This is a genomic window from Acinetobacter sp. 24-47-62 (assembly GCF_056779765.1).
In genome coordinates this window covers 1-15359 of the sequence record NZ_JBWYIN010000005.1, presented here as the reverse complement: position 1 = coordinate 15359, position 15359 = coordinate 1, and the positions used below count along the sequence as shown (strand labels likewise).

9 protein-coding genes, 1 tRNA gene and 4 pseudogenes are annotated in these 15359 nt (G+C 40.1%); 5 read left to right on the top strand and 9 right to left on the bottom strand.

What is annotated here, in order from left to right; translation table 11 throughout:
- Positions 1–20: 20 nt before the first annotated feature.
- The 3 genes from queF to AC1M87_RS05065 are packed head-to-tail and all read right to left on the bottom strand — an operon-like array spanning position 21 to position 2544.
- The gene (gene queF / locus AC1M87_RS05075; protein WP_481593117.1) at positions 21–839 is read right to left on the bottom strand and encodes an NADPH-dependent 7-cyano-7-deazaguanine reductase QueF; all 819 of its coding nucleotides are present in this window, start codon (positions 837–839) and stop codon (positions 21–23) included.
- Positions 839–1612: an ABC transporter permease gene (locus AC1M87_RS05070; RefSeq protein WP_092766033.1), complete on the bottom strand. Its 774-nt coding sequence runs from the start codon at positions 1610–1612 to the stop codon at positions 839–841. The genes queF and AC1M87_RS05070 overlap by 1 nt, the downstream gene beginning before the upstream one ends.
- A complete protein-coding gene (locus AC1M87_RS05065; protein WP_481593116.1) occupies positions 1609–2544 on the bottom strand; it encodes an ABC transporter ATP-binding protein in 936 nt (311 codons plus the stop codon). The genes AC1M87_RS05070 and AC1M87_RS05065 overlap by 4 nt, the downstream gene beginning before the upstream one ends.
- 187 nt (positions 2545–2731) lie before the next feature.
- On the opposite strand from AC1M87_RS05065, the gene AC1M87_RS05060 reads away from it, so the two are divergent.
- A tRNA-Arg gene (locus tag AC1M87_RS05060) sits at positions 2732–2807 on the top strand.
- Positions 2808–2970: 163 nt separating this feature from the next.
- Positions 2971–4203, top strand: a complete 1233-nt coding sequence (locus AC1M87_RS05055) for a tyrosine-type recombinase/integrase (RefSeq protein WP_481593203.1) — start codon at positions 2971–2973, stop codon at positions 4201–4203.
- 262 nt (positions 4204–4465) lie between these two features.
- Here AC1M87_RS05055 and tnpC (AC1M87_RS05050) read toward each other — a convergent pair whose 3' ends face one another.
- From tnpC (AC1M87_RS05050) to tnpC (AC1M87_RS05025), 6 genes and pseudogenes are all read right to left on the bottom strand, one after another.
- Positions 4466–6112: an IS66 family transposase gene (gene tnpC, locus AC1M87_RS05050; RefSeq protein WP_481593115.1), complete on the bottom strand. Its 1647-nt coding sequence runs from the start codon at positions 6110–6112 to the stop codon at positions 4466–4468.
- Positions 6113–6186: 74 nt separating this feature from the next.
- The gene (tnpB, locus tag AC1M87_RS05045; RefSeq protein WP_481593114.1) at positions 6187–6522 is read right to left on the bottom strand and encodes an IS66 family insertion sequence element accessory protein TnpB; all 336 of its coding nucleotides are present in this window, start codon (positions 6520–6522) and stop codon (positions 6187–6189) included.
- Entirely contained in the window at positions 6519–6923 is a 405-nt protein-coding gene (locus AC1M87_RS05040; protein ID WP_227523651.1) for an IS66 family insertion sequence element accessory protein TnpB, read from the bottom strand. The genes tnpB and AC1M87_RS05040 overlap by 4 nt, the downstream gene beginning before the upstream one ends.
- Positions 6924–6995: 72 nt before the next feature.
- Complete coding sequence (locus AC1M87_RS05035; protein WP_481593113.1) at positions 6996–8354, bottom strand: NAD(P)-binding domain-containing protein; 1359 nt, start codon at positions 8352–8354, stop codon at positions 6996–6998.
- Between the two features lie 321 nt (positions 8355–8675).
- Positions 8676–8996 (bottom strand): annotated as a pseudogene (locus AC1M87_RS05030) (IS30 family transposase); the annotation flags it as partial.
- A 31-nt stretch (positions 8997–9027) separates the two neighbouring features.
- A pseudogene (gene tnpC / locus AC1M87_RS05025) lies at positions 9028–10648 on the bottom strand (IS66 family transposase).
- Between the two features lie 67 nt (positions 10649–10715).
- On the opposite strand from tnpC (AC1M87_RS05025), the pseudogene AC1M87_RS05020 reads away from it, so the two are divergent.
- The 3 genes and pseudogenes from AC1M87_RS05020 to AC1M87_RS05010 form a co-directional block, all read left to right on the top strand.
- A pseudogene (locus AC1M87_RS05020) lies at positions 10716–12833 on the top strand (DUF637 domain-containing protein); the annotation flags it as partial.
- A gap of 11 nt (positions 12834–12844) precedes the next feature.
- Positions 12845–14245 (top strand): hypothetical protein, encoded by a 1401-nt coding sequence (locus tag AC1M87_RS05015; RefSeq protein WP_481593112.1) that lies wholly within the window; start codon positions 12845–12847, stop codon positions 14243–14245.
- A gap of 78 nt (positions 14246–14323) precedes the next feature.
- Positions 14324–15020: pseudogene (locus tag AC1M87_RS05010) on the top strand (IS5 family transposase).
- Positions 15021–15359: the final 339 nt, after the last annotated feature.

Below are 15359 nucleotides of genomic sequence, written 5' to 3'. Positions count from 1 at the left end.
AACCTCAACTATTCTTCAATTTATTGTCGCGCCAATCGAATTGGGCTCGGCATCCATGCAAAGTCCGATACACGACAAGGGTTAATGTCTAAACCACCACGGCGTGTATAAGTCGCATATACCATCAACTTTTCAGGATTAAAGTTTTCCCAAATGTCTGCGTAGATTTGTTCAACGCATTGTTCGTGAAAGCCATTATGCTGACGATAGGAGATAATATAAGCTAAAATTGAACGATAACAAGGTTTTTTGCCACGATATCTTAAAAAAACTGTGCCCCAATCAGGCTGTCCTGTGACTGGGCAGTTACTTCTTAATAAATGCGAATATAATTGAATTTCAACGATTTCTTCGGAAGACGCTGCATCGAGTTTAAGTAAGCTCGCATCAGGGTGGTTTTCAAGACGTTCAGGCTCATAATGGTCGATGCATATTCCTTCAGGCTGAGCAATATTCAACTGATCAACATCGAATAATTCAAGTCTGACCTCTGCATTGGCTGCTTTAGAAAGATCACGCTCGACTGTCTCAATAAACTGATTTTGAGATTCAAATTGAGCAAAATTCAGACTATTGAAATATAGCTTAAGAGATTTTGACTCAATGAGATTGGGTGATGAAGCAGGAAGATGCATTCGACCAATCGCAACTTGAGGAATCCCTGACAGATTCAACCAAGAAATTTCAAAAATATGCCACCAATCAATTCCTTGTTGAATACCGTCTACATGTGCGTACTTCGCTCGTGCTTCTGCGCGAGCAATTGGAAATAGCACCTCAGGTTGATATTCAGTTGGATAGTTGGTGTCTTTGCCTAAAAGAGATTGTTCAACGCTCATTATTCACGCATTCCTGAACCACGGGAGAGTAAGTGATAAGCGACCGCATATAGCACGGCGCAACACGCTGTGATTACTAATAAAGAAATAGATACATTTACATCGCTATGGCCAAGAATTCCATAACGGAATGCATTGACCATATATACGACAGGATTAATTAAAGATAGATTTTGCCAAAATGGGCTTAATGCAGAAATTGCATAGAACACCCCACCTAAATAGGTCAACGGTGTTAAAACAAAAGTGGGAATAATCGAAATATCATCAAATGACTTTGCATAGACCGCATTAATGAATCCACCTAATGCAAACAGTAGTGACGTAATCAGGACGGTATAAATTGTGACGAACCAGTTGGTAATATATAAGTCAGTAAAAAATAAACTCATCGCAGTCACAATGATGGCAACCAATAAGCCTCGAGCAACACCACCAAGCACATAACCCCAAAGTACAGCATGTAATGGCACAGGACTCATGATCAGTTCTTCAATACTTTTTTGAAATTTAGAACTAAAAAAACTTGATGAAACGTTGGCATAACTATTAGTAATGACAGCCATCATAATTAGACCAGGTACAATGAACTGCATGTAGGTAAAGCCACCCATTTCCCCAATTCTTGAACCGACTAGATTTCCAAAAATCACAAAATACAGTGACATGGTAATTGCTGGCGGTAACAATGTTTGTGGCCAGATGCGCATAAATCTACGAATTTCCTTATGGATAATCGTATATAAAGCTACGGCGAGTTGGTTAAAATTCATTGCGCAGCTCCATCAAGATTCTTTTCGACCATTTTGACGAATAACTCTTCTAAACGATTTGATTTATTACGCATACTTCGAACTTGAATATTCTGTGATTCTAGAAGTTGGAAAAGATCATTCATGCTGTGTGCTTTATCAAGCGTAATTTCTAGGGTCACCGGATCAACCAAATTAAATTTCACACCAATAATGTCGAGTTGAATCGGTTCTATAGGTTCAGCCAAGTCAAAAATGAAAGATTCTTCATTTAATTGATTTAAGAAGTTCTTCATGGTGGTGTCTTCTTTAATGACGCCACGATCAATAATTGCAATTTTGCGACACAGTACTTCTGCTTCTTCTAAATAATGTGTTGTGAGAATGATTGATGTACCTTTCTGATTCATTTCTGTTAAGAAGTCCCACATCGAGCGACGTAGTTCAATATCTACACCAGCAGTCGGTTCATCGAGAATTAAGAGTTTTGGATCATGCATCATTGCTCGGGCAATCATGAGGCGGCGTTTCATTCCCCCAGATAGCATACGGGCTTGAGTAGAGCGTTTTTCCCATAAACCTAATTTGGTCAGGTACTCCTCTGCACGAGCTTCAGCAACTTTTTTGGGAATGCCGTAATAACCTGCCTGAGTGACTAAAATATCGAAAGTCTTTTCAAATTGCGCAAAGTTAAATTCTTGGGGGACTACACCCAAGCATTGTTTAGCTTGTGAAGGATGTGTATCGAGATTATGACCAAAAATCTCGACCGTTCCTGCAGTTTTTTTTGTAAGAGAGCTGATGATGCCAATAGTGGTTGATTTACCTGCACCATTAGGGCCTAGAAGAGCATAAAATTCGCCTTCTGGAACATCTAAGTTGATTCCTTTTAATGCTTGAAAACCATTTCGATAGGTCTTCGACAAATCCCTTAAGGTCAATGCATCAGTCATGAATATCTCGAATGGTGAAAAGTTGAGATATTGTGAGTGATCTTGAAAAATAAACCAAGCTTTGTAATCAGAATTCTCTGTTTTGATGTTGAAACACTGTATAAAGCATGAGCACTAAAAATTCGAAAGATATATAGTTGCTTTACCTTAGAGTTTTTTTTGTTATGATGTGCGCACTTCCTAAAATGCGCTCATAGCTCAACTGGATAGAGTACAGGTCTCCGAAGCCTGTGGCGTGGGTTCGAGTCCCGCTGAGCGCACCATTTCACTGTTTTACTTCATCCGAATAAATACGAAAATCATTAAAAATAAACAACTTATGTCTTTATCTTGTCCGATACAGTCCGAGCATGTTTTAGGTTATTTAAGTTTTTTGCGGTAATTTTTGCGGTAATTTCAAAATTATTGCAAAGGCTTACCGTAAAAATGCCAAAAATAATTGTAAATCTGACAGATACACAGATTCGTTCAGCTGTAAATGCACATAAAAAGTTATCAACCAATATTCAAATCAAACTAGCCGATGGTAAAGGATTGTTTTTTATCATTGATAAGAATGGTAACTCATATTGGAGGTGGGACTATGCTCGCCCTATCACTAAAAAACGTAATAGCATTTCTTTTGGAACATACCCAGAGGTATCGTTGCTAAAGGCACGAGCAAAAAGAACTGAATGTCGAGAATTACTCGCCCAAAATATAGATCCAGCGGATGTGAAGAAAAATGAAGAAAAAGCTAAATTAGGCCAAAATACTTTCGCTTTAATCGCAGATGAATATAGAGAGACAGAGGAGTTAGAGCCTAGTACTCAACGACGGAATCAATTTGTTTGGGGTAAGTTGTATTCTGCAATTGGGGATTATCCAATAGATAGTATTACTCCATCACAAATTTTAGAAGTTTGTCGTATTTACGAAAAGCAGGGTAAGACAGATTCAGCAAAGCGCATGAGAAGCAAAGCATCCCAAGTCTTCCGTTATGCGATTGCTTTAGGCTTGTGTCAATTTAACGTGGCAGATCAAATTAGTGGGATCTTAAAAGTTGGTAAAACCAAGCATAGATCAGCGATCACAGATGAGCAAAAGCTAGGACAGTTATTGAGGAATATTAATAATAGTGTTGGCCGTGGTGATATCGCGATAGATTATGCCGTGAAAATATTACCTCATGTTTTTGTGCGTCCAGGAGAATTAAGAGGAGCGAAGTGGGCAGACATCGATTTTGAAAATCGAGTTTGGAAATACACCCCTCCAAAGACTAAGAATCAAACGGCATTACAGCATATTGTTCCTTTGTCAGATCAAGTTATGACCTTGTTCAAAGAATTGCACCAGATAACAGGTTATACGGAGTATTGCTTTGTATCGATGCGAGATCAGTCTAAAACAATTAGCGAGTCAACTATTAACAAACGATTAAAGCAATATGGTTTTGAAAATGGTGAAACGACAGGTCATGGCTTTAGAGCGACTGCCAGAACTCTATTAGATGAAGTATTAAAGTTTCCTATCGAACGGATTGAACAGCAACTTGCTCATCAGGTTCGTGATATGCATGGAAGAGCATACAACCGTACAAAATACTTAGAAGAACGTACGGTTATGATGCAAGCATGGTCTGATTATTTAGATAAGTTAATGTATAAGACTGTGGACTGATCAGTAAGCTTAAATGTAGCAAGCGAATTCAGTTTCCGCCATCTCCGCCAAATATTCAAATAAGCCCCTGTTTTTACAGTGGCTTATTTTTTGTCTATGTGCTTACCACTCAATATGCCCCACATCAAAATGTAGATGCATTAATCTTTATTAATACTTTATTAGACAGATATAGAAATGAGTATGCCCTTCATAGAGTGATCTTAAACTCCTAGCCTGTGTCAAACTTTCGTAAGCGTCCGCTAAACCCCATCGCTATTTTTTAATTCGGTTCAGGTTTCCAGCAGTGTGGCAGTAATTCTTCTATTTGAGTCACTTTATGTGTCGGTAACCTTTTCAGCACATCACTTAAATAAGCATACGGATCCAGTCCATTCAGCTTTGCTGACTGGATTAAAGTCATGATATTGGCAGCTCGTTGACCACTACGCAGCGAGCCCGCAAACAGCCAGTTCTTACGTCCCAACGCCCAGGGGCGCATCTGATTTTCAATCCAGTTATTATCTATAGGCAAATTACCATCATCCAGATAGCGGCTTAAGGCTGGCCAACGCTTCAGCGTATAATGAATAGCCTTGGCGATTGGAGAACTCGACGGCACCGTCAGATAATGTTGGTTAAGCCATTCATACAGTTGTTGCATCACTGGTTGACTATACTGTTGTCGGTATTCCCGGCGTTGTTCTGCCGTACCATCAATCTTTTTCCTGAGTTCTGCTTCTATAGCATACAGTTTCTGAATCAAGAACAAAGCCTGTTCAGCGATCTGACTTTTCCCGGTCACATGTAGCTCATGGAATTTACGACGTGCATGTGCAATGCAGCCCACTTCAATGACCCGGCCTGATTTAAAGCGTGCTTTATAACCACTGTAATCATCACAGACCAGATGACCCTGCCAGTCTTTCAGGAACTCTTCAGCATGTTGACCTGAACGACTATCCTGAAAGTCATAGATCACCGCCTGAATTGGATTGTACTGTGTCGTGACATAGGCCCAAACATAACCTTTCTTCGGTTTTTTCTCATTCTCACCCATCCGCATGATGGTGACAGGTGTTTCATCTGCATGAATCACCTGTTGTTGCAGCACAAGCTGTTTTAAGGCATTGGTCAGAGGTTCCAGCTCCACACCGCAGCGGCCAATCCAGTCAGATAAGGTTGATCTGGACAGATCAACACCTGCGCGTAGAAAGATTTGACGTTGACGGTACAGCGGTAAATGATCGGCATATTTCGATACCAGTACATGGCTAAGCAATTCAGGTGAAGCAATGCCTTTATCAATCACATAGGCGGGCATCGCTTGCTGAGTCAGGGTGTCACACTCATCACAGACCCATTTGCCACGCACATGCTGTTCCTTATAGAACTGTGCCGGTCTGAAATTCAGTTTCTCGCTGACATCTTCACCGATACGACGCAAGGTGCAGCCACAGCTGCATTGGGTTGATGCAGGTTCATGCTCAATACGGATGGTGTGTAGATTATCTGGCAGCAGTCGGCGTTTAGGTTTGTTGGCTGGGGCTTTCTGTGCAGCTGCATCGGTTTTATCTGCATTCAGCCGTTCCAGTTCCAGATCAACCGCTGCGATATCTTCTTCAACCGCCTCATCCCAGAGATGGATTTGTTTTGCGGTGAGATGTTCATTTTTATTGCCGAATTTGTGCTGTTTAAACAGCGCCAGTTCATGCTCGTATTTTTGAGTGAGAATAGAGAGATGTTGGTTGCATGCTTCCAGATGTTGAACTTTGCCATCTAATTGTTGATTGGTGACTTCCAGATGTTGAACTTTGGCATCTAATTGCTGATTTGATTGTGCCAAAGACTGATGCTGCATCGCTAATTGCCGGGTAAATTCCAGCAGTAGCTCATGGGTCAGTTGGTTTAAATCAGGCAGCGTTTTCATGACCGCAGTATGCCTGAGGTCATGAAGAGAATGAAATAGAACGTTTGGAGAATAGCAGAATGTACGAGCCTGGTTTAGAGCATCGTCACCACCTGCTGTCGTCCAATTCTCTGCCAGGGTAAACCCTGGATCAGTGCCTGCAACTGCTCTGGGCTGAGGGCTACGTTTTCACCCTGGTGAACTTTAGCCCAGTGGAATTTTCCCTGTTCCAGCCGCCGGGCACACAGCCAGATGCCCAATCCATCATGCACCAGCACTTTCATGCGATGGCCACGCTTATTACAGAACAGGTAGGCGCAATGCGGTTTAATCGAGCCAAAGGCTCTCAGCACCTGAGCCATGACAGTATCCATCCCTGCACGCATGTCCATCGGCTGGGTAGAGAGCCAGATTTCATCGATATGGATCATGTTGCAAGTGCCTTGAGTAATTCTGCTAAAGCAGATATTTCTGATACTTGCCATTTCAAGCCAATTTCTGCTTTTGAGTGGGGTAAAGTAATTTGAACCGTTAACATGTCAGTAGGAGTAGGATCTAATGGTGCAGAGCAAGATAAGGCAATAAATGCAGGTTTATTCGGTAGTGGTGAGCGATCATTCCCTGGCTTACCATCAATTAAGCGAATCCATTTGGATACAAGATTTGTATTCAATCCATGTTGCAAAGCGACCGAAGCAATTGAAACGTTCGGTGCTTTAAGGCAAAGGATTTCTTTCTTTGCTTCGAGAGGTTCATGTTCATCAGGGTTGTTACGTCGTAAAGGCTGTACGGCCTTATTTGTCTCGGAGAGTGGTGGCAGACCAAACAACAAACCCCATGACCATAACTTATGGGGCTTGTTGGCTATTTTGCTGCGTATTGTGTGGCTTTTTGTGATTAAGCCTTACATCGCTTCACGCTGCGCTTCATCTTCCAAATAGCTTTCTAAAGAATCATCTAGCGCATATAACCATAGCGTGTGATGTGGCTTAGCCATTTTTCCAGTCATTACTGAGCGATAGACTTTATCTCTAAAGCCCATAATGTTTTCTTTTTTATGCTTTTTCCATTGCATGAAAATATCATGCACTGCATCAATATTGAATGATGGATAGTCCGTCTGCGCAATCAGGCGTTTGATGTAATCGCCTTGGAAGCGGGCAGATTGTTCATCGTTCAATAGGCGCTGCTCTTTTTCATGTAAGGTCTGCGTATGGCTCTGCATTTCTGCCGTGCTTGGTAAAGTAATTTTGCCCAAAATCACATCACGGACAAACCATGCTTGCGCATCGAACATATTGAAGGTGTACCATTGATCTTGCATGCCCAAGTAGAACAAGCGAGGATTCTTTTCCCACACCACACCCTGATATAAACCCTGCGGATAAAGGCAGTTATGTGTTCTGAGGCGTAGGTTATCTTCAATAAATGGGAAGTGGTGCAAATAGCCTGTGCATAAAATAATGGCATCAATTTTGGCAGATGTTCCATCACCAAAATAAGCAGTATTTTCATCTACACGCAGTAATTGTGGCTTTTCAGACCAGTTTTTAGGCCATTTAAAACCCATGGCTTTACTGCGATAGCAACTGTAAATTTGCTTAGCACCGTATTTATAACATTGTGAACCAATGTCTTCGGCAGAGTAGCTGCTGCCAACCAATAACACAGACTTACCTTTAAATTCCAGCGCATCACGGAAGTCGTGTGCGTGCAAAATGCGACCATGGAATTGATCAAAGCCTTCATAAACAGGAACACGTGGGGTAGAGAAGTGTCCAGATGCAACGACAACATAATCAAATTGTTCTGAATAGTGCTGTTGTTGTGCATAATCTTCGACATCTACCGTGAATTTTTGCGTTGTTTCATCATAGGCAATATGCTGAACGGCACTATTGAAACGGACTAAATCTTTGACCTGTGCTTTTTCTGCACGGCCTTTGATGTAATCCCACAGTACTGCACGTGGCGGATATGAAGCGATTGGTTTTTTGAAATGTTCATCAAAAGTATAATCGGCAAATTCTAGCGCTTCTTTGGGGCCATTTGACCATAAATAGCGGTACATACTGCCGTGGACAGGTTCCCCATGTTCATCTATACCAGTGCGCCAAGTATAGTTCCATAGCCCGCCCCAATCATTTTGTTTTTCGAAACATACAATTTCAGGAACTTGTAGACCTTTGGCCTTTGCTGACTGAAACGCTCTTAATTGGGCCATGCCACTTGGGCCAGCACCAATAATTGCAATTCGATCCATTGCTATCTCCATTAGTTTTGAGTTCTTAATTACCTCTCCAATTTTGAGTGTCACAATTTAGGATTTGAAATATAAGCATTATAAAGATAAGCAAATACAATCCTAAATTGAGCGATTAAAAATCTGTTCAAAATAGGATGTGAATTAAAAAAAAAGAAAAAATAATAAAATGTGCTAAAGACAGTAAAAATTACCTAAGCAATTCATCTTTATAAAAAACACATTTTTTAAGAAAGCTGATCTTATCATAATTTCTGATTAATTGTGGCTTTGCTTAGTTATAAAAGTGAATTTAAAGTCATTCCATTAATATTGGCGGATTCAAGCGGCAAGTGCAACAGTATAAAAACCAGCCATAACTTCACTAGGCGTATACCAACCTAGTGTTTTTCTAGGACGATGGTTGAGTGCAAATTCTATCTGCTCTATTTGTTCGTTTGACACGTCATCAAACGATGATGATTTTGGCAGATATTGCCGGATTAAACCATTCGTATTTTCATTCCTTGCTCGTTGAATAGACTTGTAAGGATCAGCAAAATACGTATCTATGCCGGCATCAGTGATTCTTTTGTGTTCGGCAAATTCCTTACCATTATCAAAAGTAACACTATAAGCATGGCTCATCCGTAAACGATCTAAGTAAGCGTCCGCTGAGCCCCATAGCTATTTTTTAATTTGAGTTGGGTTTCCAGCGGTGTGGAAGTAATTCTTCTGTTTGGGTCACTTTATGTGTCGGCAGCCTTTTTAGCACATTACTTAAATAGGCATACGGATCAAGCCCATTCAGCTTTGCTGACTGAATCAGCGTCATGATGTTCGCCGCTCGCTGACCACTGCGCAGCGAGCCAGCAAACAGCCAGTTCTTACGCCCCAAGGCCCAGGGACGCATCTGATTTTCGATCCAGTTGTTGTCTATAGGTAAATTACCATCATCCAGATAGCGGCAGAGTGCCTGCCAGCGTTTTAGGCTGTAGTTGATCGCCCGGGCGGGTTGGAGAACTCGATGGCACCGTCAGCTGATGTTGGTTGAGCCATTCATATAGTTGTTGCATGACCGGTTGACTATGCTGTTGTCGGTATTCGCAGCGGTCTTCCGCTGTACCATCCGTCTTTTTTCTTAATTCTGCTTCTATCGCATATAATTTCTGAATCAGCACTAATGCCTGTTCAGCGATCTGACTTTTCCCGGTCACATGCAGTTCATGAAATTTACGACGTGCATGTGCCATGCAGCCCACTTCAATGATCTGGCCAGATTTAAAGCGTGCTTTATAACCACTGTAATCATCACAGACCAGATAACCCTGCCAGCCTTTCAGGAAGGCTTCAGCATGCTGGCCAGAACGGCTATCCTGAAAGTCATAGATCACCGCCTGAACTGGATTATTCTGTGTGGTGGCATAGGCCCAGACATAACCCTTTTTCGGCTTTTTCTCACCGATCTGCATCACCGTTACTGGCGTTTCATCCGCATGCATCACCTGTTGTTGCAACACTACATGTTTTAAGGCATCTGCCAGGGGTTTAAGTTCAACCCCACAGCGACCAACCCAATCTGACAGAGTGGATCTGGATAAATCAATTCCCGCACGTAGAAAAATCTGGCGCTGACGGTACAAGGGTAAATGATCAGCATATTTCGACACCAGCACATGACTCAGCAATTCTGCACTGGCAATGCCTTTATCAATGACATGGGCAGGCATCGCTTGTTGAGTCAGGATGTCACACTGATCACAGACCCATTTACCACGGATATGTTGTTCCTTATAGAACTGTGCCGGCCTGAAATTCAGTTTTTCACTGATATCTTCGCCGATACGACGCAATGTACAGCCACAGCTGCATTGCGTTGAGGCAGGTTCGTGCTCAATACGGAGGGTTGGCAGGTGATCTGGCAGTGGTCGACGTTTAGGTATGTTTGCTGTGGCTTTCTGCGCGGATGCATCAGTTTTACCTGCATTTAATCGTTCTAATTCCAGATCAACAGCGGCAATATCTTCTTCGACCGCTTCATCCCACAGATGGATTTGTTTGGCAGTTAAGTGTTCATTCTTCTTGGCGAACTTATGCCGTTTAAACTGCGCAAGTTCATGCTCGTATTTTTGATTGAGAATAGAGAGAGATTTAACTTTAGAATCTAATTGCTGATTGGATACTTCAAGTTGCTGAACTTTGGCATCTAATTGCTGGTTTGATTGTGCTAGAGACTGATGCTGCATCGCCAACTGTCTGGTGAATTCCAGCAGTTGTTCATGGGGCAGTTGGCTTAAGTCAGGCAGTGTATTCATGACCGCAGTATGCCTGAGGTCATGAATAGAATGAAATAGAACATTTGGAGGATGGCAGAATCGCACGAGTATTGATATGTATTCTAGTCAACTAAATGCTATTGATGGAAAAATTAATATCCAGGCTGGAGGGGATCTAAACTTCTTAACTGCTGATGATGTAACACTTAGTACAACAGATATTACTAAGAAAAGCTCATTTCTTGGTGTCAAACTGAATAACTCACATACCACAAAGACGCGAAATGTAAAATCAGAATTACCTTCAGAATTAAATGCCAACTATATAGGAACTAAATCTGGATTTGATACTCGCCTCAAAGGAACAGTATTTAACTATTTGGAGGGGGCAAATATTGAAGCGGGTGGAAATATTACTCTGGAAGGAGCTTCCAAAACCGTCGCAGAAACTTTGAAAAAAGAAAGTAACAGTGTTGTTTGGCAGTCTATGCAAGATAAGGGTTCGATTACGGAAACTGCAAAACTTCCAAGTTTTAATGGGCCAGTTGCACCAACGTTTATTGCGAAAGGTGGACTGACTGTACAAGTTCCAGTGATTACTGGTCAGAATAATGATGTTCGTGCTGAAGTGATCAAGCTATCCAATCAACCTGGTAATGAATATCTGAAAGGTCTTATTGCTCGTAAAGATGTGAATTGGGAAGCAGTAAAACTTGCTCAGGAGAATTGGAATTATAAGCAGCAAGGTTTGACAGGAGCTGGCGCCGCAATCATTGCAATTATTGTGGTAGCAGCGACTGCAGGCGCTGGAGCTTCAGCAGTAGGGGCATTAGGGGGGACAGCATCTACTTTGGGGGGATCTGCTGTAGCGATGAGTCAGGCAGCAATTACAACTTTAGCAACACAAGCGAGTGTTAGCCTGATTAATAATGGTGGAGATATTGCTAAGACTTTAAATGAGTTGGGCAGTAAAGAGTCGGTAAGAGGTCTAGCCACAAGTATTGTAACAGCAGGTTTGTTGAGCCAAGTAAGTACAGCTTTAAATCTTAAGCCTGATAGTGCTTATTTTCCCGATCGCTTAATGAATAACTTTGCTACTTCTGTTGGCTCCACTTTAGTACAAACTGCTATCAAAGGTGGAAATCTCGAAGATAATTTACAGGCTGCTTTATTAGCTGGTTTAGCAGGGGCATTACAGGGAGAGCTAGCAAGTCAAATTGGTACAAGTCTAGATAAAGTTGATCCTAGTGCTTTTGAATACACAATTCATAAAATTGCTCATGCTGCAGTAGGTTGTGCGGCAGCAGCTGCAACAAAAGCAAGTTGTGAGGCTGGGGCAATCGGGGCGGGTGTAGGTGAAATAGTTGCAGGGTTAATGCCTGATCCTGCTAATGGCATTGAATATACGGACAATGAAAAACTAAAGATTCGAAATATAGGTAAACTAGTTTCTGGTACTGTAGCTGCATATGCAGGATATGATGTAAATACAGCTGCAAATAGTGCTGATACTGCGATTCAAAATAATTCTTTAGTTAAATTAGCGACTACTACGGGTAAAGTGTTAGTTAAGACATTGGACGAGTTCAATGCTGCAAGAAAGAAAGGTCTACAGTATACAAAAAGTGATCTTGTAAAATCTTTAAAAGAACAAAGTGCAGATGAACTAATAGGCATTGCCGATGATTTATTGACAGTATTCGGTAGAAGCACTTCTCCATTTGATCGTGCTTTAGCGGCATTAGATTTACTTGTTGGAACTGACTTAAAACCGGGTAAAGGAGATTCACTTAACCTTGCAAAGAATGAGCTGGATCAATTAAAAAAAGACCGTTCCTATGTCCAAACAGTTTACCAAAATAAAGTTGATGTTATTACACGTAATAGGTTGAGTGGAAAGGAATTTGAAACAAGCGCTGCAAGCAAGTTAGGAGTAAAGCGTAATACTGATCGACAAATGATTACTGTCAAAACAGAAAGAGATGGACAGATAAATATTATTCCAGATGCATTTGGCAATGGTAATACATTAGTTGAGTTTAAAAATGTAAAGTATCTTTCGGATACCCAACAATTACGTGGGTATGTGGCAACTAAAAAACCTATTGAACTTGTTGTTAATATGGATACTGTTGTAACTAAAACAGTAAGGGATAATATTATGGCTAATGGCGGTCGAATACAGAGATTTAATTCAAAAACTCAGACAGTTCATCCATATTGAGAGATTATGTAATGAAATTCAAACGTCAAATTCACGCTCAAATATATACACCCAATATGTTGACTGAACCCAAAGACTTTTTTAGACGTGTAAAGCATTATTGTGATTACTTTCCAGAAATGTTGCCAGAAAAATGTGGTTTTTGGTCACCCTTAAAAATCCCTTTTGCACCAGAGACAATAGAAAATTTGATTCCTAATGATCGCGGTGGAGCTGCAGACCAACTGTCATGTCAGCGTTTAAAAAAACCGCGTTGTCAGATACAGTTTTCTCCATCACGACATGGAATTACACATAGCACTGAGTATATTAGTCCTGAGCTTGAACAAATAGATCAAAAAAAATTAATAAATTATCTTAAGATTACCACTCTCCAATTTAACGGGGATTTAGCCGTTATTGATGTGAATCGGCATAAAGATCCAGATCCTAGAGTTATTGAGGGATGGAGTAATATTACACCCTATACACATCAGCTTAAGCACTGGCTACCAGATATGTATTGGGGAGTTGTATTTGGTAAGCCATATGTTGATCTATTTGGTTTAGAATGCCTGTTATCTACTCCAGCATATTTAGTCGAAAAATTGTCTGATCATGCAGTCTATATCCAACTGTCTGAAAACTTAAAAGATGTCTTTGAAAAAAATGACCAAATAGACGGTCAGCGTGAAATAGTGAAGCGTTATTTGGGTTATGATGCATTTTGGTCTGCTGAAAAAAGTTATGTAATTAATATTGATTACAGATTTTTAAAAGGTTTATCAGAACACACAGTTGTTCATATTCCTTTACAAACAAACTATACAGATGTATTTCGTGTACCTCATTTCAATTTGATCTCTGATACTTATACGCAGGCAGAAATTCCCCCAAAAAATATATACACATATTTGAGTGAATTAAAAAAACTAGAAACTGAGCAATGGTCTATTCAATTATCACAAGCGTGGCTATTACGACCTTTTGATCCTGTTGCACTTGGTTATAGTGCTGAGGACATCTATAGTCATGGCGATGTGCAAGAAATAGAGTTTTTTTACAAACCAGATAGTTATGATTCACCTATTGAGAAAGAGTTTTTTATTGGCGCATGGGATAGACCAAACCGAGAAAAAGAAGATCGTCAGGAGTATGCTGAATCTACTATTCAAAAATTGATTGAAAGCAATCCGCAAGCAGTATCAGAATGGCAGATAGTAGAAAGTAAAATTGTACATTTTGAAGAGTATTCAGAGGTCTATTTAGATCAAACAGACCAACAGGAGTTCAATTTATTTCGTTTAGCGATTAAAGTAATTATCTTCGATAGTTATTTCGTTAAGCTAACTTTTATGGACTATTGGTGTAATGAACTGAGCGAATCTAAGCAAATCTCTGATCCAATCTTTAGTTCATTTGAGGCAAAATAATAGTATTTTTTGTCATTTACTGTGCTGATAATAGTGAGAAAATAGAATTTAATCGGCAATCCATAACTACTTCTCACTATGACTCGTACAATGTTGACTGACCAATACTGGTCTAAGTTAGAAACTATTTTCCGTAATTTTCGTATTAATCTCAAAAAAGATCTTCTAAATTGTATTAAAGATATTCTTTATTGAATCCGTACAGGCTGCCCAAGGCGGGATTTACCCGCTGCCTTCGGCAAGCCAAATTCTATATTCAAGAAATTTTCTCGATGGTCGAAATACAATAAATTATTAAAAATACTTTAGTTAGTTTCATCTTATGATGACCTAGAGTGGGTGTTTATTGATGATAGCCATGTGAGGGCTCATCAACATGCTACTGGAATCAAGGATCAGACTATTTCAAAAAGATCAGTGGAAACAGTTCTAAAATTCATTTAGCAGTTGATTCTCATGGTAACCCAGTTCAGTTTTTGATAGAGGATGGCTCGGCCAATGATGTAAAAGTAGCACCGAAATTAGTTGACAGCCTAGATCTGAGGAACAGAAATTCTATGTGCGGATAAAAGGGTTATTACTCTGAATCCTTGAGAGAACAGATAGAAAAGACGGGGGGACGGAAGCCAATATCCCCCCAAAAAAATTCAATACTTTTTCAAATAATGACCATATGGATTGGTATTTATATAAAATCAGGCATTTAGTTGAAAATGCCTTTGTTAGATTATAGCACTATAGAGGAATTGGTACACGCTATGAAAAGCTAAAGTAAAGCTATGAAAATTCTGTTGCCTTGGTTTGTATCTTTATTTCGCTACCATTATGAAATGTCAACAGCTCCTATTAAAAATTTAGACAAATCACATCACAATTTTTATTGCAAATACTTGTACACAGTTTATGTGGATAAAATGACACCCAACGATGAAAATGAGGGTGAGAAGATTTAATGAGTAAATTGATTAAAATAAATCAGACTTGTTTTTAGTGATAATGTTACATAAAGTCGTTAAATATTTAGGTAATCCCCCCTAAAAATAATAGGATCTAAAAGTAGAATTTTCTCTTAAGATACGAGCAGGAGATTCTGCATGAAAACATCTAAATTTAC